The sequence below is a fragment of the Thioalkalivibrio sp. ALE20 genome (genome assembly GCF_000381405.1).
GTDB lineage: Bacteria > Pseudomonadota > Gammaproteobacteria > Ectothiorhodospirales > Ectothiorhodospiraceae > Thioalkalivibrio.
This window is the reverse complement of the sequence record NZ_KB906474.1, coordinates 223,898-246,533: the sequence shown is the minus strand read 5'-3', so window position 1 is coordinate 246,533 and position 22,636 is coordinate 223,898. Positions and strand designations below refer to the sequence as shown.

19 protein-coding genes are annotated in these 22,636 nt (G+C 68.6%); 10 read left to right on the top strand and 9 right to left on the bottom strand.

From position 1 onward, the window contains the following. Window positions 1-2,286 (top strand): YgiQ family radical SAM protein, encoded by a 2,286-nt coding sequence (locus F790_RS0108305; RefSeq protein WP_019591360.1) that lies wholly within the window; start codon window positions 1-3, stop codon window positions 2,284-2,286. A gap of 251 nt (window positions 2,287-2,537) precedes the next feature. Here F790_RS0108305 and F790_RS0108300 read toward each other — a convergent pair whose 3' ends face one another. From F790_RS0108300 to hpnD, 3 genes are read right to left on the bottom strand one after another with little or no spacing between them, the layout of a single operon-like run. Beyond that, window positions 2,538-3,344 (bottom strand): SDR family NAD(P)-dependent oxidoreductase, encoded by an 807-nt coding sequence (locus tag F790_RS0108300; protein ID WP_019591359.1) that lies wholly within the window; start codon window positions 3,342-3,344, stop codon window positions 2,538-2,540. After that, window positions 3,341-4,684 (bottom strand): hydroxysqualene dehydroxylase HpnE, encoded by a 1,344-nt coding sequence (hpnE, locus tag F790_RS0108295; RefSeq protein ID WP_019591358.1) that lies wholly within the window; start codon window positions 4,682-4,684, stop codon window positions 3,341-3,343. Before hpnE ends, F790_RS0108300 begins: the two co-directional genes overlap by 4 nt. Window positions 4,685-4,690: 6 nt before the next feature. Beyond that, window positions 4,691-5,545: a presqualene diphosphate synthase HpnD gene (gene hpnD / locus F790_RS0108290; RefSeq protein WP_018870743.1), complete on the bottom strand. Its 855-nt coding sequence runs from the start codon at window positions 5,543-5,545 to the stop codon at window positions 4,691-4,693. 124 nt (window positions 5,546-5,669) lie between these two features. Here hpnD and hemN point away from each other — a divergent pair, with 124 nt between their 5' ends. Beyond that, window positions 5,670-7,064, top strand: coding sequence for an oxygen-independent coproporphyrinogen III oxidase (gene hemN / locus F790_RS0108285; protein ID WP_019591357.1), 1,395 nt, complete (start codon window positions 5,670-5,672; stop codon window positions 7,062-7,064). A gap of 113 nt (window positions 7,065-7,177) precedes the next feature. Here the strand turns inward: hemN and wrbA are convergent, their stop codons facing one another. From wrbA to F790_RS0108265, 4 genes are all read right to left on the bottom strand, one after another. Then, window positions 7,178-7,798: an NAD(P)H:quinone oxidoreductase gene (gene wrbA / locus F790_RS0108280; RefSeq protein WP_019591356.1), complete on the bottom strand. Its 621-nt coding sequence runs from the start codon at window positions 7,796-7,798 to the stop codon at window positions 7,178-7,180. Between the two features lie 90 nt (window positions 7,799-7,888). Next, window positions 7,889-10,687 (bottom strand): EAL domain-containing protein, encoded by a 2,799-nt coding sequence (locus tag F790_RS0108275; RefSeq protein ID WP_019591355.1) that lies wholly within the window; start codon window positions 10,685-10,687, stop codon window positions 7,889-7,891. Between the two features lie 49 nt (window positions 10,688-10,736). Next, a complete protein-coding gene (locus F790_RS0108270) occupies window positions 10,737-11,129 on the bottom strand; it encodes a DoxX family protein (RefSeq protein ID WP_019591354.1) in 393 nt (130 codons plus the stop codon). Between the two features lie 34 nt (window positions 11,130-11,163). Continuing rightward, the gene (locus F790_RS0108265; protein ID WP_019591353.1) at window positions 11,164-12,096 is read right to left on the bottom strand and encodes a phosphate/phosphite/phosphonate ABC transporter substrate-binding protein; all 933 of its coding nucleotides are present in this window, start codon (window positions 12,094-12,096) and stop codon (window positions 11,164-11,166) included. Between the two features lie 286 nt (window positions 12,097-12,382). On the opposite strand from F790_RS0108265, the gene F790_RS0108260 reads away from it, so the two are divergent. Together F790_RS0108260 and F790_RS0108255 are read left to right on the top strand one after the other, a co-directional pair. After that, window positions 12,383-13,465: a hypothetical protein gene (locus F790_RS0108260; protein ID WP_019591352.1), complete on the top strand. Its 1,083-nt coding sequence runs from the start codon at window positions 12,383-12,385 to the stop codon at window positions 13,463-13,465. Then, window positions 13,462-14,262 carry an OmpA family protein gene (locus F790_RS0108255; protein WP_019591351.1) on the top strand — a complete coding sequence of 267 codons (801 nt, stop codon included), beginning with the start codon at window positions 13,462-13,464 and terminating at the stop codon, window positions 14,260-14,262. Before F790_RS0108260 ends, F790_RS0108255 begins: the two co-directional genes overlap by 4 nt. Here F790_RS0108255 and glnD read toward each other — a convergent pair. Together glnD and map are read right to left on the bottom strand one after the other, a co-directional pair. Continuing rightward, window positions 14,195-16,900, bottom strand: coding sequence for a [protein-PII] uridylyltransferase (glnD, locus tag F790_RS0108250; RefSeq protein WP_019591350.1), 2,706 nt, complete (start codon window positions 16,898-16,900; stop codon window positions 14,195-14,197). The two genes, F790_RS0108255 and glnD, sit on opposite strands and share 68 nt — an antisense overlap. Window positions 16,901-16,931: 31 nt before the next feature. Next, window positions 16,932-17,717 carry a type I methionyl aminopeptidase gene (gene map, locus F790_RS0108245; RefSeq protein WP_018870734.1) on the bottom strand — a complete coding sequence of 262 codons (786 nt, stop codon included), beginning with the start codon at window positions 17,715-17,717 and terminating at the stop codon, window positions 16,932-16,934. A gap of 213 nt (window positions 17,718-17,930) precedes the next feature. Here map and rpsB point away from each other — a divergent pair, with 213 nt between their 5' ends. The 6 genes from rpsB (at window position 17,931) to F790_RS0108215 (ending at window position 22,606) form a co-directional block, all read left to right on the top strand. Next, window positions 17,931-18,695: a 30S ribosomal protein S2 gene (rpsB, locus tag F790_RS0108240; protein WP_019591349.1), complete on the top strand. Its 765-nt coding sequence runs from the start codon at window positions 17,931-17,933 to the stop codon at window positions 18,693-18,695. A 63-nt stretch (window positions 18,696-18,758) separates the two neighbouring features. Beyond that, the gene (gene tsf, locus F790_RS0108235) at window positions 18,759-19,628 is read left to right on the top strand and encodes a translation elongation factor Ts (RefSeq protein ID WP_019591348.1); all 870 of its coding nucleotides are present in this window, start codon (window positions 18,759-18,761) and stop codon (window positions 19,626-19,628) included. 104 nt (window positions 19,629-19,732) lie between these two features. After that, window positions 19,733-20,467 carry a UMP kinase gene (gene pyrH / locus F790_RS0108230; RefSeq protein WP_018870731.1) on the top strand — a complete coding sequence of 245 codons (735 nt, stop codon included), beginning with the start codon at window positions 19,733-19,735 and terminating at the stop codon, window positions 20,465-20,467. Then, window positions 20,464-21,021, top strand: a complete 558-nt coding sequence (frr, locus tag F790_RS0108225; protein ID WP_018870730.1) for a ribosome recycling factor — start codon at window positions 20,464-20,466, stop codon at window positions 21,019-21,021. The genes pyrH and frr overlap by 4 nt, the downstream gene beginning before the upstream one ends. 12 nt (window positions 21,022-21,033) lie before the next feature. Beyond that, complete coding sequence (gene uppS / locus F790_RS0108220; RefSeq protein WP_019591347.1) at window positions 21,034-21,786, top strand: polyprenyl diphosphate synthase; 753 nt, start codon at window positions 21,034-21,036, stop codon at window positions 21,784-21,786. Continuing rightward, window positions 21,779-22,606, top strand: a complete 828-nt coding sequence (locus F790_RS0108215; protein WP_019591346.1) for a phosphatidate cytidylyltransferase — start codon at window positions 21,779-21,781, stop codon at window positions 22,604-22,606. The genes uppS and F790_RS0108215 overlap by 8 nt, the downstream gene beginning before the upstream one ends. The last annotated feature ends 30 nt before the right edge of the window (window positions 22,607-22,636 follow it).

Here is a 22,636-nt window from a genome sequence, read left to right as displayed (position 1 = left end):
ATGTCCGCTTCCGTACCCGTTATCGCCGACGAGACCGTGCCCGGTCTGTTCGACCGCCGTCCGTACTGGGCCAAACGCTTCGGCACGGCGCCGTTCCTGCCGACCACGCGCGAGGAGATGGACCAGCTCGGCTGGGATTCCTGCGACATCGTGCTGGTCACCGGGGATGCCTATGTCGACCATCCCAGCTTCGGCATGGCCATCATCGGCCGGCTGCTGGAGGCGCAGGGCTTTCGCGTCGGCATCATCGCCCAGCCCGACTGGACCTCGGCCGAGCCGTTCCGCGCGCTGGGGCGGCCGAATCTGTTCTTCGGCGTGACCGCCGGGAACATGGACTCGATGGTCAACCACTACACCGCGGAACGGAAGAAGCGCTCCAACGACGCCTATACCCCCGGTGACGTGCACGGCAGGCGCCCCGACCGCGCGGTGATCGTGTACAGCCAGCGGGTGCGCGAGGCCTTCCGCGACGTGCCGGTGGTGATCGGCGGGATCGAGGCGAGCCTGCGGCGCATCGCCCATTACGACTACTGGCAGGACAAGGTGCGCCGCTCGGTGCTGCTGGATTCGCGCGCGGACATCCTGCTGTTCGGCAACGCCGAGCGCGCGCTGGTGGAGCTGGCGCATCGCGTGGCCGGGGGCGAGCATCCGCGCGAGATCAACGACCTGCGCGGTACCGCGTTCCTGCGCGACCGGGTGCCGGGCGATCACGTGGTGCTGGACTCCTCCGAGGTGGATACCCCGGGGCCGGTGGATGCGAACCCGGATCCTTATGCGGAGACTTCGGCGCAGGCCTGTGCGAGCGGGCAGGAATCGGGCACGGGATCCGGGAGCGATGCCGAAGCGCAGGTCGTGCGCTTCCACCGCGAGATCCCGAAGGGCACGCCGCGCAGCCGCACCGTGATCCGCCTGCCGGCCTTCGAGCAGGTGAAGGGCGACGCGGTGCTGTACGCCCATGCCTCGCGGGTGATGCACCTGGAGACCAACCCGGGCAACGCGCGGGCGCTGGTGCAGCGCCACGGCGACAAGGAGCTGTGGCTCAACCCGCCGCCGGTGCCGCTGTCGACCCCGGAGATGGACGCGGTGTTCGATCTGCCCTACGCCCGCGCCCCGCATCCGTCCTACGGCGATGCGCGCATCCCGGCCTGGGAGATGATCCGCTTCTCGGTGAACATCATGCGCGGCTGCTTTGGCGGCTGCACCTTCTGTTCCATCACCGAGCACGAGGGGCGCATCATCCAGAGCCGCTCGGAGGACAGCATCCTGCGCGAGATCGAGGAGATGCGCGATCGCGTGGAGGGCTTTACCGGCGTGGTCTCGGATCTGGGCGGACCCACCGCGAACATGTACCGCCTGGCCTGCAAGGATCCGGAGATCGAGAAGAACTGCCGGCGCCTGTCCTGCGTGTATCCCGGGATCTGCTCCAATCTGAACACCGACCATGCCCCGCTGATCCGTCTGTATCGCAAGGCGCGCGAGCTGCCGGGGGTGAAGAAGGTGCTGATCGCCTCGGGCCTGCGCTACGACCTGGCGATCGAGTCGCCGGAGTACGTGAAGGAGCTGGTGACGCACCATGTCGGCGGGTATCTGAAGATCGCCCCGGAGCACACCGAGGAGGGCCCGCTCGGTCACATGATGAAGCCGGGGATGGGTACCTACGACCGCTTCAAGGCGATGTTCGACAAGTATTCGAAGGCGGCGGGCAAGGAGCAGTACCTGATCCCGTACTTCATCGCTGCGCATCCGGGCACCACCGACGAGGACATGCTCAACCTCGCGCTGTGGCTCAAGCGCAATGGCTTCCGTGCCGACCAGGTGCAGGCCTTCCTGCCCAGCCCCATGGCCCTGGCCACCGCGATGTGGCACACCGGGCGCAACCCGCTGCGGGGTGTGCGGCGCCGGGCGGATTCACGGCTTTCCGTGGCCCGCGGGGCGCGGGCGCGGCGGCTGCACAAGGCGTTTTTGCGCTATCACGACCCGGATAACTGGCCGCTGCTGCGTGATGCGCTGAAGCGCATGGGTCGGCGCGACCTGATCGGCAACGGCAAGCACCACCTGATCCCCACCTGGCAGCCGGCGGGTACCGCGGGCAAGGGGGGCAGCAAGGGCGGCGGGGCGCGACCGGCCGCCGGCGGGCGCGTGACCCGCGGCGGCAAGGCGCTCCGGCAGCGCGGCGGCGAGGTGCGTACCCAGCACCTGGGCGTGGAGAAGGCTGCACGGCCGGCCCCGACCGGCCGCAAGCCGGGCCGCAAGGGCGGCCCGAAGAAGGGGCCGGGCAAACGGTAGGAGGCCGGCCACCCGGCCGATTGGGCCGGGTCTGGTGCCGGATCGGCCAGGGGGCTGGCCTCCCACGGGCCGGGTCTGGTGCCGGATCGGCCAGGGGGCTGGCCTCCTACGGGCCGGGTCTGGTGCCGGATCGGCCAGGGGGCTGGCCTCCTACGGGCCGGGTCTGGTGCTGGGTCGGCCAGGGGGCTGGCCTCCTACGGGCGGGTTGGGGAGCGGTAGGAGGCCGGCCCTCCGGCCGATGGGGGCCGGAATCAGCCGTCGTAATCCGGGGGCAGGGGGCGGATCGGGAGGTGGCCTTCGAGGCGCAGGTTGTGGCCGGTGACGGCCGGGTCGCCGGGGTCGAGGAAGTAGAGATACGGGCCCACGGTGTCCTCGGGCGCCGGCAGGCTGGCCGGGTCTTCGCCGGGGTAGTGCGCGCGGCGGAAGCGGGTGCGCACCGGGCCGGTGTCCACGCCGTTGACGTGGATGAAGCCGCCTTCGTGACGGTGTTCGCGGTGCAGGATCTCCAGCAGGCTGTCCTGCGCCGCCTTGGCCATGCCGAAGGCGCCCCAGTAGGCGCGGCTGGCGTCCTGGGTGGAGATCACCAGACTGCCGGTCGGGCTGGCTTCCAGCAGGGGAATGACGGCCTGCACCAGGAAGAACGGCCCGTTCAGGTTGGCGTTGACGACCTTGAACCACAGTTCCGGGTCGTACTGCTTCAGCGGGGTGAGGGTGCCGGCCCACCCGGCATTGAGGACCACGCCGTCGAGCCGGCCGAGCGAGTCGCGGATGCTCTCGGCCATCTCGCCGTAATCCTTGACCGTGGCCCCCTCGTGGTTGAGCGGGTAGATCGCCGGCTGCGGGTGTCCGGCGGCCTCGATGGCATCGTACACGCGCTCCAGGCCCTTGATGTCCTTGTCCAGCAGGACCACCACGGCACCGGCGGCGGCGCAGGCCTCGGCGATCTGGCGCCCGGTGCCGTCGGCCGCGCCGGTCACCAGGATCACGCGGTCGGCAAAGGCGCCGGGTTCGGGCCGATAGTCGATCAGCTTCGGGATGTCGAGCGGGGTGTCGGTCAAGAGAGGTCCTCCATGAGCAGATGCGCCGATTCTAAACCGGAGCGCACCGCGGCTTCGAGGGTGGATGGCAGGCCGGGGATCAGATAGTCCCCGGCCAGGACCACGCCCGGGCGGGGCGTGCGTGGCTGTGGGCGGCGGGCGTCGACCCCGCAGCGCGCGTCGAAGGTGGCGCGGCGTTCGCAGACCGCGTGACGCGCGACCGGGGTGTCCAGTCCGGGCACGCAGCGTGCGAGTTCGTCGGCCACCGTCGCGCAGCGGGTGTCGGCGTCCATCGGTGCGGCATCGTCGGCGGCCGAGGTAACCACGGCCACCCATTCCGGATGCCCGGCGACCCGGCGCGGCACCGCCCACTGGCCATACTGCCCCAGCAGCCCCAGCAGGGGCGGCAGTTCATCCACCGCACGCGGGTAGCGCAGGTACACGGTGCAGATGCTGTGCCCGCCCATGCCGCGGATGCGCTTGCGCAGATCGCCCGGGTCGGCGGCCTCGGGGAGCAGCCCGGCGGCGGCGGCCGGGGCGGTGGCCAGGATCACGGCGCGTGCCTCGATGCGCCGGCCACCGCGATCCTCCAGCATGACCGGCGAAGCCCCCGACCCGGGGGCGCCGGGCAGTTCGATTCGTCGGATGCGCCGTCCGAGGTCGATGCTGGCGCCGCGTTCCCGCAGTTCGGCCAGCGCCGGCTCCGGGTAGATCGTGCCCAGCGGCTGCGCCGGCAGCATCAGGCGTGCGGCCTCCGGCCCGTGGGTCAGGGCCTGACGCAGCACCTCGCGGAACAGCTGCGCCGAGGCGCTGCGCAGCGGGGTGTTCATGATCGCCAGGCACAGCGGCTCCCACAGGCGTTCGATCAGCGCGGGCGGCTGGTGGTGGTACTGCAGCCAGGCGCGTACCGGTCGGTCCTGATGCAGCGGGCCGTGCAGCAGGCCGACCGCACCCAGGGTGGCGCGCAGCCGTACGCGCAGCGGTTCGGTTTTCAGGGTGGCGTACAGCGCGCGACCCAGCGCCGGCAGGCGCGGCGAGGCGGGGTTCAGGCGCAGGGCCTCGGTGCCGTCGGCGGCGCGCAGTTCCAGACCGAAGGGCAGGGCGTGGAAGGCCTGCTCCGGGTCGACGCCCACCGAGCGGATCTGTGCCAGCGCCGCTTCGCAGGCGCCCACCAGGATGTGCTGGCCGTTGTCCAGTGTAGTCCCGTCCAGGGTCAGGCTGCGGGCGCGGCCGCCGGCCACCGCTGCGCTGTCCAGCAGGTGCACCGGGTGGCCGGCGCGCGCCAGCGCGAGCGCGGCGGTGAGGCCGGCCCAGCCGGCCCCGACCACCGCCACCGGACGGGCGTCGGACGCGACGGACACGCGGGCTCAGCCGCGCCGGCGTTCGCGGCGCAGGCGGCGGTAGGTGCGCCAGGCGATCCACAGCTTGCGCAGCGGGGTCAGGTGAACCCGGTGCTCCAGCACGCGGTAGCCGTCATCGGCGATCTCGTCCAGCAGGCGGCGGTAGATCGCGGCCATGATCAGGCCCGGGCGCTGGGCGTAGCGGTCCGCTGCCGGCAGTTCGGCCTCGGCCTTGTCGTAATAGCGCCGGGCGCGTTCGGCCTGCTCCGCGAACAGCGCGCGGTGGCGGTCGTCGGTGAGGTTGCGCTGGAACTCCTCCGGGCGCACGCCGTGTTTCTGCAGTTCGTCCATCGGGATGTACACCCGCCCGCGCATCGCGTCCTCGTGCACGTCACGCAGGATGTTGGTCAGCTGCAGGGCCATGCCGAGGTCATGGGCGTACTTGAGCGTGCCGCGCTCGGTGAAGCCGAAGATGTGCGCGGAGAGGATGCCGACCACGCTGGCCACGCGGTAGCAGTACAGCGACAGCGTGGTGAAATCGGGGTAGCTGTCGTAGTCGAGATCCATCTGCATGCCGTCGATGATCTCGTCGAAGTACTCGCGACCCAGATCGAACGGGGCCAGATGCGGCTGCAGCGCGCGGGTGATGGGGTGCTGCGGGTCGCCGTCGTACAGCCGTTCGATCTCGCCGCGCCACCAGTCCAGCTTGGCGCGGGCCACGGCCTCCTCGCTGGTCTCGTCGACCACGTCGTCCACCTCGCGGCAGAAGGCGTACAGCGCGGTGATCGCGCGACGGCGGTCGTCTTCGAGGAAGCGGAAGGCGTAGTAGAACGAGGAGCCGCTCTTTGCGGCCTTTTCTTCGCAGTATTCGTCGGGTGACATGGTTTCTCGGGGCCGGGCCGGATGTGCGCGCAGAGGCTAGCATAAGGCGGGTTGGGTGACCTGCCTCAAGCCCCGCCGTGCGGCTCGGGGGTATCATGGGAACGTTCGCCCACAGGAGCCCCCGATGGAACAGAGCCTGATCTTCGACCGCGAGATGCTGCAACGCTACGACGTCAGTGGCCCGCGCTACACGTCCTATCCCACCGCGCCGCAGTTCCACGAGGGGTTCGACGACACCACCTATGCGGTGCAGGCCGAGCGTTCGCAGGCCGATGGTGTCACGCGCCCGCTGTCGCTGTATGTGCACGTGCCGTTCTGCGACACGGTGTGTTTCTACTGCGCCTGCAACAAGGTGGTGACCGGCAATTACGAGCGGGCGCGCAGCTATCTGGACTATCTGGATCAGGAAATTGCGCTGCAGGGGAGGCTGTTCCACCCGGAGCGCCCGGTGGAACAGCTGCATTTCGGTGGTGGCACGCCCACCTACCTGAGCGATGCCGATCTGGATCGGGTGATGGATTCGCTGGGTCGCAACTTCAACCTCTCGGACGGGCCGGAGCGCGAGTTCTCCATCGAGATCGACCCGCGGGCGCTGCGCGAAGGCACGCTGCCGCTGCTGGCCGAGCGCGGCTTCAACCGCATCAGCCTGGGGGTGCAGGACTTCGACCCCGATGTGCAGCAGGCGGTCAACCGCGTCCAGCCATTCGAGGTGACCGCCGGGGCGATCGAACAGGCGCGGGCCTGCGGCTTCGGCTCGACCAACGTGGACCTGATCTACGGGCTGCCGAAGCAGACGGTGGAGACCACGCGGCGGACCCTGGAGCAAACCCTCGAGCTGCGGCCGGAGCGGCTGGCGATCTACAACTACGCGCATCTGCCGGAGCGCTTCAAGGTGCAGCGCCAGATCAACGAGGACGAGCTGCCCTCGGCGGCAGAGAAGCTGGCGATCCTGGAGACGACCATCGGCATGCTGACCGATGCCGGTTATGTGTACATCGGCATGGATCATTTTGCCCTGCCGGACGACGAGCTGGCCCGCGCCCAGCGCGCCGGCACGCTGCAGCGCAATTTCCAGGGCTACTCCACGCGTGCCGACTGCGACCTGGTGGCGATGGGGCCGACCGCGATCGGGCGCATCGGTGATACCTACAGCCAGAACGTGCGCGAGCTGGAGCAGTACTACGCGCGCCTTGACGCCGGTCGCCTGCCGGTGTTCCGCGGCATCGTGCTGTCGGATGACGACCGCCTGCGGCGCGAGGTGATCACCGACATCATGTGTCATTCGCATCTGGATTTCGGCCGGGTGGAGGCCCGCCACGGGATTGATTTCCGCGACTATTTCTCCGCCGAGCTGGAACGGCTGGCCGAGATGGAACAGGACGAGCTGGTGCGCGTGGGCGAGCGCGAGCTCGACGTGCTGCCACGCGGGCGCATGCTGCTGCGCAACGTGGCCATGGCCTTCGATGCCTGGCTGGACCGGCCGGAGGCCGCCCCGGTGAAATACAGTCGCGTGGTGTAGGAGGCCGGCCCTCCGGCCGATTCTGGCCTGGTGGGTTGTCGGGGCCCGATCGGCCAGGGGGCTGGCCTCCTACGGGCCGGGCCCGGTCTGGTGCCGGGTCGGCCAGAGGGGGGTCAGCCGGCGGACTGGCCCAGTTTCTGGGCGCGGGCGACTTCGGCGACGTGGCGGCCCTGGGATTCGGCCATGCCGAGTTCGGCCTCGGTGGGCTGGCGGCTGCCGTCGCCGTCGGCCAGGGTGGTGGCGCCGTAGGGGGTGCCGCCGCTGATCTGGCCCATTTCCAGCAGGCGCTTTTCGGTGTACGGCAGGCCGACGATGGTCATGCCGAAGTGCATCAGGTTTACGATGGTGGAGATCAGGGTGGTCTCCTGGCCGCCGTGCTGGCTGGCGGTGGAGCTGAACACGCTGCCGATCTTGCCCACCAGGCGGTCGTTGAACCACAGCGAGCCGGTCTGATCCAGGAAGTTCGCCATCTGGGCGGCCATGCGGCCGTAGCGCGTGGGTGTGCCGATGATGATGGCGTCGCAGTCGGCCAGCTCCTCGGGACGGGCCACGGGGGCCGGCTGGTCGAGCCGGGCGCCGGCGTTGCGGGCGACATCCTCGGGCATCAGTTCGGGCACGCGCTTGATGGTGACCTCGGTGTCGGCGACGCCGCGGGCGCCCCGCGCCTCGGCTTCGGCCATCTGCTCGATGTGGCCCCAGGTGGAGTAGTACAGCACGAGTACTCGGGTGGTCATGGCGGGTCCTTTCTTGCGGGATATTTGCCCAAGGTTAGATCCTGACCAGCCGAATGAAAATCGCCATTTTGGCGATTGATTGTTCGATTTTTACGAATCGTTTTCGCCGGAGGCCGGGGCCAGCGGCTCGCCGGTGCCGGCGAGGGCCTCGACGGTTTCGATGGTTGCGGGACGCCCGTACAGAAAGCCCTGGAAGTGCCAGCAGCCCAGGTGCATCAGGAACGCGCGCTGGTCTTCGGTCTCCACGCCTTCGGCGATCACGTCCAGGCGGAGGGTGTGGGCGAGGTTGACCACCATCTCGGCGATGGCGGCGTCATTGGGGTCGTCGAGGACGTCGCGCACGAAGGACTGGTCGATCTTGAGCTGGGACAGCGGCAGTTGCTTGAGATAGGCCAGCGACGAGTAGCCGGTGCCGAAGTCGTCCAGGGCGAAGCCGATGCCCAGCTCGCGCAGCCGCTGCATGTTGTCGATCGCGTGGTCGATGTCTTCCAGCAGCATGCTCTCGGTGATCTCGAGCTTCAGCCGGGGGCCCGGCGCGCCGGTGGCCTCCAGCAGGCCGGCGAGTTCGGCGACGAACGTACCGTGGCGGAACTGGCGCGCGCTCACGTTCACCGACAGGGTCAGGTCGCGCAGGGCGGGGTCGTGTTTCCACTGCGCCAGGCGCCGGCAGGCCTCCTCCAGCACGCGCTGGCCGATGGGCACGATCAGCCCGGTCTGCTCCGCGACCGGGATGAACTCGCCGGGCGAGACCCAGCCGCGTTCCGGGTGCGCCCAGCGCAGCAGCAGTTCGGCCCCGACCGGGCGGTCGTCGCTGTTGACCTGCAGCTGGCAGTGGACCTCGAACTCGTCCCTGCGCAGGGCTTCGCGCAGCTCGGTCTCGAGCTGGAAACGGGCTTCCACCGCGCGGTGCAGCTCGGGGTCGTAGAAGCGCACGGTGTTGCGCCCGGCGTTCTTGGCCCGGTACATCGCCAGGTCCGCCTGCTTGAGTACCTCCTGCACGCCGAGGTGGTCGCCGCTGAACAGGGTCGCGCCGATGCTGGGGCTCACGTGGCGGTCCTGACCGCCGATCGGGAACGGCTCGCGCATCAGCTCGATCAGCTTGCGCCCCACCGCCTCGGCCTGGGTGGCAGCGCGATCCTGGTCGGCGTTGAGGTCGTTGAGCACGAGGACGAATTCGTCGCCGCCCAGGCGTGCCAGCGTGTCGGCCTCGCGGGTGATGGTGCTCAGGCGGGCGGCGACCTGCTGCAGCAGTTCGTCGCCCACCGCGTGGCCGAGGGTGTCGTTGATGTCCTTGAAGTTGTCGAGGTCGAGGAACAGTGCCGCGCCGTGCAGGCCGGTCCGGTGCGCATGCGCCAGGGACTGACGCAGACGGTCGTGCAGCAGCGTGCGGTTCGGCAGGTGGGTGAGGTTGTCGAAGAAGGCGAGGCGCCGCACTTCTTCTTCGGCCCGCTTGCGGTCACTGATGTCCATGATGGTGCCGAACAGCGCGATCACGCGACCACGTTCGTCCCGCCGGGTGCTGGCGAACACGCTGACCCAGCGGGCATTGCCTTCGCGGGTGCGCAGGCGGATCTCTTCGGCAAAGTCGCGGTCCTGCTCGCCCTGCATCAGGGTGCGGCAGACCTGGTCGGCCTCCGCTTGGTGCTCGGTGGCCACGAATTCGCACAGGCTGCGGCCGAGGCTCTCGTCCACGCTGAAGCCGGTCAGCTTCTCCCAGGCCGGGTTGAGCAGGGTCCAGCGGCCCTCGGCGTCGGTGCGGAAGATCACCTCCGAGATGTTGTTGACGACCTCCTCGTAGCGCGACTCGGTCTCGTGCAGGGCGTCGGCGGCCTGGCGATGGGCGGTGATGTTGAGGGTCAGGCCGCGCAGTACCGGCTCGCCGCGGTCGTCGGCCGCCCAGGACAGGATGTCGCGCAGCCACATCCAGTGGCCGTTGCGGTGGCGGAAGCGGTAGTCCACCGGCCGCGGCCGTTCCGCGGGGTCGCGCGTGGCCTCCCGGACGCGGGGCAGGTCCTCCGGATGGATGCGGCGGACCCGCAGCCCCGGCCGGGCCAGGCGCTCGACCGGGTAGCCCAGCAGTTCGCGGGTGTCGCCGGCGACGAACTCCCAGTATCCGGTATCCGGGTGCGATTCCCACAGGATGGCGTCGGCGCCGCCCAGCATGGACTCCAGGCGCGCCACCGAACGGTTGAGCCGGAGGTTCTGCTGCTGGATCTCGCTCTGGGTGTTTTCCAGGTGGGCGGCGACGTTGTTGAACGTGCGGGCGAGATCGCCGAATTCGTCGTTGGAGGTGACCTTCAGGCGATATTCGAGATTGCCGCGCTGCAGGGCCTGGCCACCCAGGTTGAGCAGCCGCAGCCGGCGGGTCACGATCAGCGCGAAGAGGGTCCCCGCGGCCATGGACAGGGCCAGCACGCCCAGGGCCAGGGCGATGTTGCGGTGCAGCAGGTCGGTGGCGAGGGCGTCGATATCGTCGGTGGAGTACTCGACGTGGATCGTCCCGAGGTGCTGCCCGGCCAGATCCACCGGGATGCCCATTTCCAGGGTGCCGGGTTGCTGGCGCAGGCCGTCGTGTTCGGGAAGGCTGGCGGGCACCGAACCCACATCGGCCATGCGTCGGCCGTCCGCGTCTTCGACCACCGCGTAACGCAGGGTCGTGTCCTGCTCCAGGTCGTCCAGCAGCTCCTGCAGCATGCCGGGGTCGGCGTAGGCCAGACCGGGCCCGACGGCCGAACTCAGCAGACGGCCCTGCTGGTCGGCGAAGCGTTCCAGCACCTCGGCCTGGTTGTCGCGGATAAGCGAGGTTCCGCTGGCCATCAGCACGATGACCATCACGGCCTGGATGGCGACCGTGCCGATGGCGATCTGCGCGGCGAAATTCAGGCGCATGGCATCATGCCCGATCACGCGTGCAGAGCAGGCCGCCCGCCAAGAGGTCTCAGCTCCGGTTGACCGAGTAGCGCCCGGGGCCGGTCAGCGCCAGGGCGACCGCCGCGAACAGGAACATGCCCTGCAGTTCCAGGGCCCAGCCGCCGTGGGCGGTCAGGTCGGTCAGTTCGTGGGCATGGGCCAGGGCGATGGCGACCACCATGTTGATCGCGATCAGCAGCGCGCCGATGCGCGAATACAGCCCGAGGATCACCAGCACCGGGGCCAGGACTTCGCCGATGTAGACGCCCCAGGCCACGAACGCGGGCAGGCCGGCGTCCACGACCATGGATTCGATGCCGCCGATCTCGCCGAGGATCTTGTCGATCCCGTGCAGCAGGATGAGGATCCCCAGCGCGAGGCGCAGGACCAGTTTTCCGGTGTCGTCGAGCATGCTGTCCATGGTGTCCCCCGTTGTGGTTCGAGTGGTGGCGGATTCAGTGGTCCGTAACCGCCGGGTCGTCGCTGTCGGGAAGGACAAAGCCCGGATCCGGCAGCGGCATCATGTCCGGGATGGCGTCCGTGTCGAAGGCTTCAAAGCCCCGATGGCCGATGCGCCCCAGGCGCTCGCGCCCCTCCGGCGTGTCGCTCAGCGCGGTCAGCTGTCCGGCCAGGTCAACGGTGGCCGGCAGGCGGTCCTCGCGCGCCAGGATGACCGCACCCGGGAAACGCGGCGTGCGCATCAGCATGCGCACCAGCTGCCCGTCCCGCAGGGAGATCAGGCGTTCCCGGTCCGGGTCACGCGTTTCAGGACGCGCGGAACCCGCCTCGTCATCCACCACCATGATCGCAGCATCCGCAAGCCCGCGCTGCAGCGCATCCAGGGCGGTCTCGTGATGGGAATAATAGAGGTACTCCGGCGGATTGTCCGCCAGTGGCAGATCCAGCAGATAACGCACGGCCACGGTGCCCATGCTCAGGCGCGGCGGGGCGGCGATGGTGTGCCCGGCCAGGTCCTGCACGGAGTCGATCGGGGAATCGACCGGCGTCACGATCCGCGCGGAGAGGCGGTGGGTGGCCGCGACCAGCGGGCGGTAGTCGCCGTGCGTGCGGGCGCGCCGGGCCAGGTGGGACCCGGTGAGCACCAGATCGTAACGGCCCGCATCGGTTCGCCCGAGGAAGGTTTCGAAATTGCGTGCGGTCTCGATGCGCACTTCGCGGTCGAGGGTCTGCGACAGCCAGTCCCGCAACGGTGCATAGCGCTGAAACAGGCTCTTGGGACTGGCGAACGGAAGGATGCCCAGGGTCACGGGTTCGGCATCCGCCGCGGGGCCCTCCGCCGTCTGCGCGGTTGCGGGGAGTGCGGCGGCCATGCTCCCGAGCAGCAGGACCAGGGTCAGGATCAGGGGCAGGTTGGTGCGGCCTGGCATGGGGCCCTCTCGGGGCAAATCTGTCCTCAGGGTAGCGTTTCTGGCGGCGCTTTGCCGTCCGCCGGCGATCGGCTCCCCACGGCATGACGGATTGTTGACGGTGCGGGCTCGGGATGGAGCCGCGGGCGCCTCCGACGGTGTCGGAAGGTCGACGTTTGTCGGGACGACGTCCGTGCGCGCGGGGCCTGCGACGGGTGGCCCTGATATTGCTTCCTGATCCGGGGAGTCGGCATGGCCATGGCGCCGCGGGCGTTTCCCGGGCGCCGACACCCGGACAGGAGCAAGCATGACACAGTGGTTGAACGGACTGGCGAGCGCCCTGCTGGGGACGCTGGAGGCGCTGACGCCGATGACCGTGATCGGAGCGTTTTCCCTCGGCCTGCTGGTCCTCGCCGGCCTGGCGCTGGCGGGCATGGCGCTGGGCCGGATGACGCGGCTGCAGGCGGCGGCCCCGGCACTGCTGACCACGCTGGGGATCCTCGGGACCTTCCTCGGGGTGGCGATCGGGTTGCTGGACTTCGATGCGGCGCGGGTCGAGGCCTCGGTGCCGGCGCTGCTGGAAGGGCTGAAGCTGGCGTTCGTTACCAGCATCGTTGGCATTGCGCTGGCGGCCCTGTTGCGCCTGCTGCAGGTGCTGCGGCCCGAGCCCGCCGCCGCGGATGATCCGGACGCGGCCGGGGGCGCGGCCGCCGCGGGTGGCAATGGGTTGCCGCAGGAGCCGGCCCTGGTGCCGGATCTGTTGCGCGAACAGCGCGATGCGATGCAGGCGGTGGCACAGCGCCTGGAGGCCATGGACCGCGGCCTGGAGGAACGTCAGCAGCGCCAGCATCGCGAGACCCTGGAGGCACTGGACGGGCTGGCGGAGCGCATGAGCGAGATGAGCAGCGGCCATCTGGTGGCGGCGCTGGAGCAGGTAATCCGCGACTTCAACACGCGCCTGGGCGAACAGTTCGGCGAGAATTTCCGCCGCCTGGATGCCTCGGTGGGTCGCCTGCTGGAATGGCAGGGGCAGTACCGCGACCAGATGGAGGAACTGCGGCGGGCGTTTGATCAGGCACGCGAGGGCATGGAGCACTCCGGCGCCAGTCTGGAGAAGCTGACCGATCAGGCCTTCCGCATCACGCGGCACGTGGAGGACCAGGATGCGACGCTGTCCAGCCTGCGCCGCGAGACGGTGGAGCTGGAGGCCCTGCTGGGATCCATCGCGGCACTGCGGGATCGTGCGACCGAGGCCTTCCCGGCGATGGACGCGCGTCTGGAGGGCATGCTGGAGAGCCTGGAGAACGCGATTGAGGCGGGACAGGCCGCGCAGGCGCGCTGGTCCGCGACCGAAGGGCGCAGCATGGCGGCCGCCGGGGGGCGCTCGTGATCCTGCGGCGGCTGTTTGCGCGGCGGGCGCGGGCTGCGGGGGAAACGCCTTCCGAGCAGGGTTCGCAATGGCTGGCGGTGGCCGATCTGATGGCCGCACTGATGATGATCTTCCTGTTCATTGCGGTGCTGCACATGGTGCAGGTGGAGCGTTCGCAGGCGGCCCACGAAGAAACCCGCAGCGAGGCGCTGGCCCTGCGCGATGCGATCCACGCCGCGTTGCTGGACGAATTCGAGGAGGACCTGGAGCGCTGGAACGCGGAGCTGGACCGCGAGGATCTGACGCTCAGCTTCCGCGAGCCGGAGGTGCTGTTCGAGCAGAGTTCGGCGGCGATCCGGCCGCGCTTCGAGGTCATCCTGGAGGATTTCATGCCGCGCTACGCCGAGCGCCTGCGGCCGTTCGCCGGGGTCATCCGCGAGGTGCGCATCGAGGGCCATACGTCCAGCGAATGGGCCGGGGCGGAGGACGCGCGCGAGGCCTACTTCGCCAACATGGACCTGAGTCAGCGGCGTACGCGTTCGGTGCTGGAATACGCCTGGGGGCTGGAGCGCGTGCGCGGCGAGGACTGGTTCCGCGAGCGCGTCGCGGCGGTCGGCATGTCGTCCTCGCGCCGGGTGCTGGATGAGCGCGGACGCGAGGACCGCGAGGCCTCGCGGCGGGTGGAGTTCAGCGTGCTGACGGATTTCGAGTCGCGCCTGCTGGGCGAGGCGGGCGCCGCGGAGGCGGGGGTCATGCCGGTCCCGCGTCCGCTGCATTCGGGCCCGCATTCGGACCCGGGGGCTCCGACTCCCGGATAGCTTCCAGCAGGGCCGCGCGCAGGCGCTCGCGTTCGGCCGCGGTGAGCGGCCGGCGGTCGCTGCCGGTGAGGGTGAAGCTGTCCTCGACCTGTTCCCCGGCGGTGGCGATGCGCGCGGTGCGGATGTCGGTGTCGTGCTCGGCCAGCACATGGCCGACGGTGGACAGCAGGCCGGGGCGGTCCAGCGCGCGGATGCGCATGCGTGTGGCACCGCCCGGCGAACCTTCCTCGAATTCCACCCGGGTGTCGACGTCGAAATGCTTCAGCCGCCGCGGCAGCTGGCGCTGCACCGGGGCTGCGCCGCCCGCGCCTTCGCGCAGCGCCCGGTTGAGGGTCGCGCAGATCTCCTGGGTGCGGTAGCCGGATTCGACGGTCTGCCCGGCGTTCTCCAGCACCAGGAAGGTGTCCAGGGTGTGACCGTCGGCGGTACTGATGATGCGGGCGTCGACGATGTCCAGCCCCAGCTGGGCGAGGGCGGCGGTGGTCCGCGCGAACAGGCGCGGGTGGTCCTCGGCATAGACGAAGACCTCGGTGCTGCCGCGCGAGGTGCGCGGGCGCACCAGCACCAGGGGCAGGTCCTCGAGGTCGTTGTTCAGCAGGGCCTGGGTGTGCCAGGCGATCTCGTCGGGCGAATGGCGCAGGAAGTATTCGTCGTCCAGGCGGCCCCACAGCACCGCGGCATCTTCCCCGCCAATGCCCTGCGGCGCCAGCAGTTCCAGGGTCTCGCGGCGGGTCTGGCGGATCTGTTCCTCCATGTCCGGCGGCCGGTCCAGCCCGCGGTCGAGGACGTTGCGGGTGGCGTGGTACAGGGTCTGCAGCAGGGAATCCTTCCAGCTGTTCCACATCTCCGGGTTGGTCCCGCGGATGTCGGCGATGGTCAGCAGATAGAGGAAATCGAGGCGCTCCGGCGAGCGCACCTCGCGGGCGAATTCCATCACCACGTCGGGGTCGGAGATGTCGCGGCGCTGGGCGGTCAGGGACATCAGCAGGTGCGAGCGCACCAGCCAGGCGACCAGCGCGGCGTCCTCGTCCGACAGCCCGTGCTGCTGGCAGAAGTGCAGCGCGTCCTGTGCGCCCAGCTCCGAGTGATCGCCGCCGCGGCCCTTGGCGATGTCGTGGAACAGCGCGGCCAGCACCAGGCGTTCGGGGCGTTCCAGGCCGGAGTGGATCTCGCTGGCCAGCGGGTGTTCGTGGGCGAATTCGGGCAGCGCCAGGCGGCGTGCGTTGCGCACCACGTTCAGGGTGTGTTCGTCGACCGTGTAGACGTGGAACAGGTCGTACTGCATGCGCCCGATGATGCGGCCGAAGGCGGGCAGGTAGTTGCCCAGCACGCCGTAGCGGTTCATGCGCCGGAGCTGGCTGGTGATGCCGCGCGGGGCGCGCAGGATCGCCATGAACAGCTCGCGGTTGAGGCGGTTGCGGCGGAAGTGGCCGTCAATCAGGTGCCGGTGGGCGCGGATCAGGCGCACCGTGGAGGCGCGGATGCCCTGGATCTCCGGGTGCTGCTGGAGGATACGGAAGACTTCCAGCAGGGCCGGCGGGTAGATCATGAAGACCTGGTCGTGGGCGACCTCCAGATAGCCGCCGCGGACCTGAAAGCGGGGATGGATGCGTTCGGGCTGCTGGAGCTGTTCCGGGTCATCCAGGATCGCCTCGTTGAAATGCTGCAGCAGCAGTTCGTTCAGGCGCTCCAGGTCGTTGATCGTGCGGAAGTAGCGCTGCATGAACTGCTCGACCGCCCGGTTGTGGTTCTGGTCGACGAAGCCGAAGGTGCTGGCGAGCTGACGCTGCAGGTCGAACAGCAGGCGGTCCTCGCGCCGGCCGGTGAGCATGTGCAGGGCAAACCGCACCCGCCACAGGAAGTTCTGCCCCTCCACCATTTCCTGGAACTCGCCCTCGCGCAGAAAGCCGAGCGAGACCAGCTCCTCGATCCGTTCCGCGCCGAAGTGGCGCTTGGTCACCCAGCCGATCATCTGGATGTCGCGCAGTCCTCCGGGGCCTTCCTTGACGTTGGGTTCCAGACGATAGGCGGTTTCGCCGAAGCGGCGATGGCGGGCCTGCTGTTCGGCCAGCTTGGCGGCGTAGAAGCTGCGCGAATCCCATACGCGATCGGCTTCGATCGCGGCGCGAAAATCGTTGAAAAGGGTCAGGCTTCCGCTCAAATAGCGCGATTCGATCAGGTTGGTGACCACCGTGATGTCGTCGCGGGCCTCGCGGGTGCAGTCCTCGATGCTGCGTACGCTGTGGCCGACCTCGATGCCGATGTCCCAGAGGAAGGTGACGAACTCGCCGATGCGTTCGGAGCGCGTGGCGTCATGTTCGCCCGTCACCAGGATCTGGATGTCGATGTCGGAGGCCGGGTGCAGTTCGCCCCGGCCGTAGCCGCCGACCGCCACCAGACACAGGTTCGGATCGGCGGCGAGGCCGAACTGGGCCCAGATCAGGCGCAGGAGGTCGTCGATCCGGCGGGCGTGGCCGAAGATCAGATCCTCGATCGCCACCCCTTCATGGAAGCCCCGGTACTGCTGTTCCACGATCCCGCGGCGATATTCGCGGAACCGCGCGATGTCACCGGGGTGGCGGCTGAGCTCCCGGTAGTCCGCGCTGCTGTCGGTCAGGGCGGGTTCCGTGTTGGCCATGCGCGCCTCCGGGGCGGTGTCGGGATGGATGTCAGGCGGCCACTTCCTGCGGCGGGGTCTCATCCTTGCGCAGGGTCAGGATCTCGTAGCCGTCCTCGGTCACCAGCAGGGTGTGTTCCCACTGGGCCGAGGGACTGCGGTCCTTGGTGACCGCGGTCCAGCCGTCGGCCAGGACTTTCGTGTGGCGCTTGCCGGCGTTGACCATGGGTTCGATGGTGAAGCACATGCCGGGCTCCAGCACCATCCCGGTCCCGGGCTTGCCGTAGTGCAGCACCTGCGGATCCTCGTGGAAGCCGCGCCCGATGCCGTGGCCGCAGAACTCGCGCACCACCGAGCAGCGCTGCTTCTCGGCGTAACTCTGGATCGCGTGGCCGATGTCGCCCAGGGTCGCGCCGGGGCGCACCTGCTGGATGCCCAGGTACATCCCGGTGCGGGCGACGTCGATCACCCGCTGCGCCTGGATGCTCGGCTTGCCGACGGTGAACATGCGGCTGGTGTCGCCGTGGAACCCGTCCTTGATCACCGTGACGTCGATGTTGACGATATCGCCGTTCTTGAGTGTGCGATCCCCGGGGATCCCGTGGCAGACCACGTGGTTGACCGAGGTGCACACCGATTTGGGGAACCCGCGGTAGTTCAGCGGTGCGGGCGTGGCCTGCTGCTCGTTGACGATGTAGTCATGGCAGATCCGGTCGAGCTCGCCGGTGGTGACGCCGGGAACGACATGGGGCTCGATCATCTCCAGCACTTCGGCGGCCAGACGGCCCGCCACGCGCATGTACTCGATTTCTTCCGGGGTCTTGATGGTGACGGACATGGGGTCTCCGGACGCGGCATGACGGGCCGCGCGTGCTTGGTTCGAATAAGCGTTCTATGCTATAAAGCGCGCGCTTCGCTGGCAATTGAGCGGAGACTTGCAACCTTAATCCACACACGTATCGACACGGTCTGTCGGGTGCTGGTTCGCGCGAGCGGGCCGGTTTCAGGCCGGGATGCGTGGAGGCCCAACCCGTACAACAGGAGAACACTCATGTCCCTCGTGACCATGCGTCAGATGCTGGAGGCCGGCGTCCATTTCGGCCACCAGACCCGTTACTGGCATCCCAAGATGGCGCCGTACATCTTCGGCGAGCGTAACAAGATCCATATCATCAACCTGGAAAAGACCCTGCCGATGTTCAACGACGCGTTGAACTTCCTCGGCAAGGTCGCGGCCGACGGTGGCCAGATCCTGTTCGTCGGCACCAAGCGCTCCGCGCGCGACGTGGTCGCCGAGGAAGCCCGCCGCGCCGGCATGCCGCACGTGACCCACCGCTGGCTGGGCGGCATGCTGACCAACTTCAGCACCGTGAAGCAGTCGATCAAGCGTCTCAAGGATCTCGAGACCATGGACACCGACGGCTCCTTCGACGTGCTGAACAAGCGCGAGGCGCTGTCCCGCCGTCGCGAGAAGGACAAGCTCGATCGCAGCCTGGGCGGCATCAAGGACATGAACCGCATGCCGGATGCCATGTTCGTGATCGACGTCGGTTACGAGCGCATCGCGGTCAACGAGGCGAAGAAGCGCGGTATCCCGGTGGTCGCCGTGGTCGACTCCAACAATCCGCCGGACGGCGTGGACTACGTGATCCCGGGCAACGATGACGCGATGCGCGCGATCCAGCTGTACGTCGCCGCAGTCGCGGACACCATCATCGAGGCCAAGGGCACGATGACTACCGCCGCCGGCGAAGAGGCGTTCGGCCAGGCCGAAACGGCCGAAGCTGCCGAGGCTTCGGCCGCCGACCAGGCTTGATGAAACCGGTCGGCCGCGATCCGCGCGGCCGGCCCCGCAAGAATTCTTCAGGAGTTGATTCCGATGGCAATCAGTGCTGCCCAGGTTAAGGAACTGCGCGAACGCACCGGCGCAGGCATGATGGAATGCAAGAAGGCCCTCACCGAAACCGACGGTGACCTCGAGGCCGCCGTGGAGGCCATGCGCAAGTCCGGCATGGCCAAGGCCGACAAGAAGGCCGACCGCGTGGCCGCCGAAGGTCGCGTGGAGATCGTCAGCGAGGGCAACCGCGCGGTGATCGTGGAGGTCAACTGCGAGACCGACTTCGTCGGCAACGACGACAACTTCCGTGCGTTCGCCACGCGCTGCGCGCAGACCGCGCTCAACACCACGGCCTCCGACGTGGATGGCCTGATGAACGAAGAGGTCGAGGGCGAGAAGCTGGAAGAGCATCGCACCCAGCTGGTGGCCAAGGTCGGCGAGAACGTGCAGGTTCGCCGTTTCGAGCGCCTCAACGCCGAGGGTTCGCTGGGCGCCTACCAGCATGGCGCGCGCATCGGCGTGCTGGTGGCCCTGGATCAGGCCGATGACGAGCTGGCGAAGCACATCGCCATGCACATCGCGGCCCAGCAGCCGGTGTGCGTGGACGAGGACGAAGTCCCGACCGAGATGCTCGACAAGGAACGCGCGATGTTCAAGGCCCAGGCCGAGGAATCCGGCAAGCCGGAGAACATCGTCGAGAAGATGATCGAAGGCCGCATCCGCAAGTATCTGGGCGAGATCACCCTGGTGGGTCAGGCGTTCGTGATGAACCCGGACCAGACCGTGGGCGACCTGCTCAAGGAGAAGGGCGCGAAGGTCACCGGCTTCGTGCGTTACGAAGTGGGCGAGGGTATCGAGAAGAAGAGCGAGAACTTCGCCGAGGAAGTGATGGCGCAGGCCCGCGGGGCCTGAGCCGGCCGGGCCGGATCCTGCGGGGTCCGGCCTGCCCGTAACAAGCAGCATTTCAGGATTAATACCACTCCGATCCCGTCAGCCAGCCCGAGAAAAGGAACCCGATGAGCCAGGACACGCAGCCCGCCTACCGACGCATCCTGCTGAAGCTGAGCGGGGAGGCCCTGCTGGGGGAACATCATTACGGTGTCGATCCGGCGGTGCTGTCGCAGGTGGCCGAAGAGGTCTGCGAACTCTCGCGGCGCGGGGTCGAGGTGGGTATCGTCATCGGGGGCGGCAATATCTTTCGTGGCGCCGGGCTGGCCGAAGGCGGCGTGGACCGCGTGACCGGCGACCACATGGGCATGCTGGCCACGGTGATCAATGCCCTGGCGCTGCAGGACGCGATCGAGCGGGCCGGGCGCTTCTGCCGGGTGATGTCGGCCATCCGCATCAACCAGGTCTGCGAGGATTACATCCGCCGGCGCGCGGTGCGGCACCTTGAAAAGGGCCGGGTGGTGGTGTTTGCCGCCGGCACCGGTAACCCGTTCTTCACCACCGATTCCGCCGCCAGTCTGCGGGCGATCGAGATCAACGCCGATCTGATGATCAAGGCCACCAAGGTGGACGGGGTGTACGACGCGGATCCGTTCACACAGACGGACGCACGGCGTTTCGACAAGCTCACCTACGACGACGCGCTGGAGCGCCGTCTGGGCGTGATGGACACCACCGCACTGGTGATGTGCCGCGACAACGAGCTGCCGATACGAGTCATGAACATGTTTGCGAAGGGGGACCTGCAGCGCCTGGTGATGGGCGAGGCGGTGGGAACCCTGGTCGAGGGGTCCAGGCAATGACAGATGCGACGATCAAGGATGCGCGCGAGCGCATGGACAAGACGCTGGAATCGCTGCGCACGGAACTGGGCAAGATTCGCACCGGGCGCGCTCACCCCAGCCTTCTGGATCACGTGCACGTGGAGTACTACGGTACCGAAGTGCCGATCAACCAGGTGGCCAATGTGAACGCGGAGGATGCCCGCACGCTGGCGGTGCAGCCGTACGAAAAGGACATGATCGGCAAGATCGAAAAGGCGATCATGACCTCCGATCTGGGGCTCAACCCGTCGTCCCAGGGCATGGTCATCCGCGTGCCGCTGCCGGCGCTGACCGAGGAACGGCGGCGCGAACTGGTCAAGGTGGTCAAGTCGGAGGCCGAAGGGGCGCGCGTGGCCGTGCGCAACATCCGGCGTGACGCCAACAATACCTTCAAGCAGCAGGTGAAGGACAAGGCGATCTCCGAGGACGACGAAAAGCGCGCTCAGGACGAGATCCAGAAGCTGACGGATGATCACATCGCGCGCATCGACAAGATGCTCGCCGACAAGGAAAACGAGCTGATGGAGGTCTGACGGCCTCCGATCATGCCGGATCCGCACCCGAACATGAGTGCCGAAGCCGTGCTGCCCGCCCATGTGGCGGTGATCATGGACGGCAACGGCCGCTGGGCCGAGGCGCGTGGCCAGCCCCGGGCCGCCGGGCACCGTGAAGGCCTCGGCGCGACCCGGGAGGCGGTCCGCTATTTCGGCGAGCGCGGGGTCACCGCGCTGACCCTGTTTGCCTTCAGCAGCGAGAACTGGCGCCGTCCGCGGGAAGAGGTGGAGGCGCTGTTCGAGCTTTTTGTCTCCGCCATCGAGGGCGAACTCCCGGAACTGCTGGAGCGCGGCGTGCGTCTGCGTTTCATCGGCGAGCGCGCACGTTTCCCCGAGGAACTGCAGCAGCGCATGCAGGAGGCCGAGCGCCGGACCGGTGATAACCGGGGTCTGGAACTGGTGATTGCGCTGGGCTATGGCGGACGCTGGGACGTGCAGCAGGCGGCGCTTCGCTGGGCGCGCGAGCAGGGTGATGCCGCACGCAGCGACGACGAGATCGGTCTGGAACGCTATCTCAGTACCGCGGGCCTGCCCGACGTGGATCTCCTGATCCGCACCGGCGGCGAGCAGCGGATCAGCAATTTTCTGCTGTGGCAGGCGGCCTACGCGGAACTGCTGTTCATCGATACCCTGTGGCCGGACATGACCCGCGAGAATTTCGCCGCCGCGCTGGAATGGTATGCCGGCCGGCAGCGCCGTTTCGGGGGCGTTCCGGGGACGCAGGGCGAGGCGGTGGATGCTTAAGCAGCGCGTGATCACGGCCAGTGCGCTGGGGCTTCCGGCGCTGGCGCTGATTGCCTGGGGCCCGGCGTGGGCGGTGCTGATCCTGGTCGCCGCGACCCTGGGGCTGGCGGCCTGGGAGTGGGGCGTTCTGGCGCGGCTTCGGGGTGCCGCAATGCTGGTGCCCTGGACCGTGCTGGCGGTGGCCGGGATTGCGCTGCCGACCCTGGCGGGCAGTGAGCACCTGGAGCTGACGGGGGTGATCCTGGGCGTGGCGCTGTGGGCGGCGGCGGCCTTTGCGCTGCCGTTCTATCATGCGGATACGGCGTCGGAGGCGGTCTGGCGCCCCTTGCTGCGAGCCAGCGGGTGGTTGATGGTCGTCGCCGCGGGTGTGTCCATCCTGGCGCTGCATCGCATCGAGCCGCTGCTGGTGGTCTATCTGATCGTACTGATCGGGCTGGCGGATACCGGGGCGTATTTTGCGGGTCGGCGCTTCGGCCGCACCGCGCTGGCGCCCGAGATCAGTCCCGGGAAGACCCGCGAGGGCCTGATGGGGGGCATGGGCCTGGTGTTCGTGTTCGCGGTGATCGTGGCCGGGGCCGCCGATCTGGATCCGATGGATGCCCTCCCGTTCGTGCTGCTGTCCATGGTGACGGGGCTGATCTCGGTGGTGGGCGATCTGTTCGAAAGCATTCTCAAGCGCCGTGCCGGGGCCAAGGACAGCGGTTCCTTGCTGCCGGGGCACGGCGGTATTCTGGATCGTGTGGACAGCCATCTTGCGGCGGCACCAGTGCTGGCGGGCGGGCTGTACTGGCTGCAGCTGTGGCCGGTACCCGCAGCCTGATGGTTTCCGGGGCATCACGCCCCGACCTCC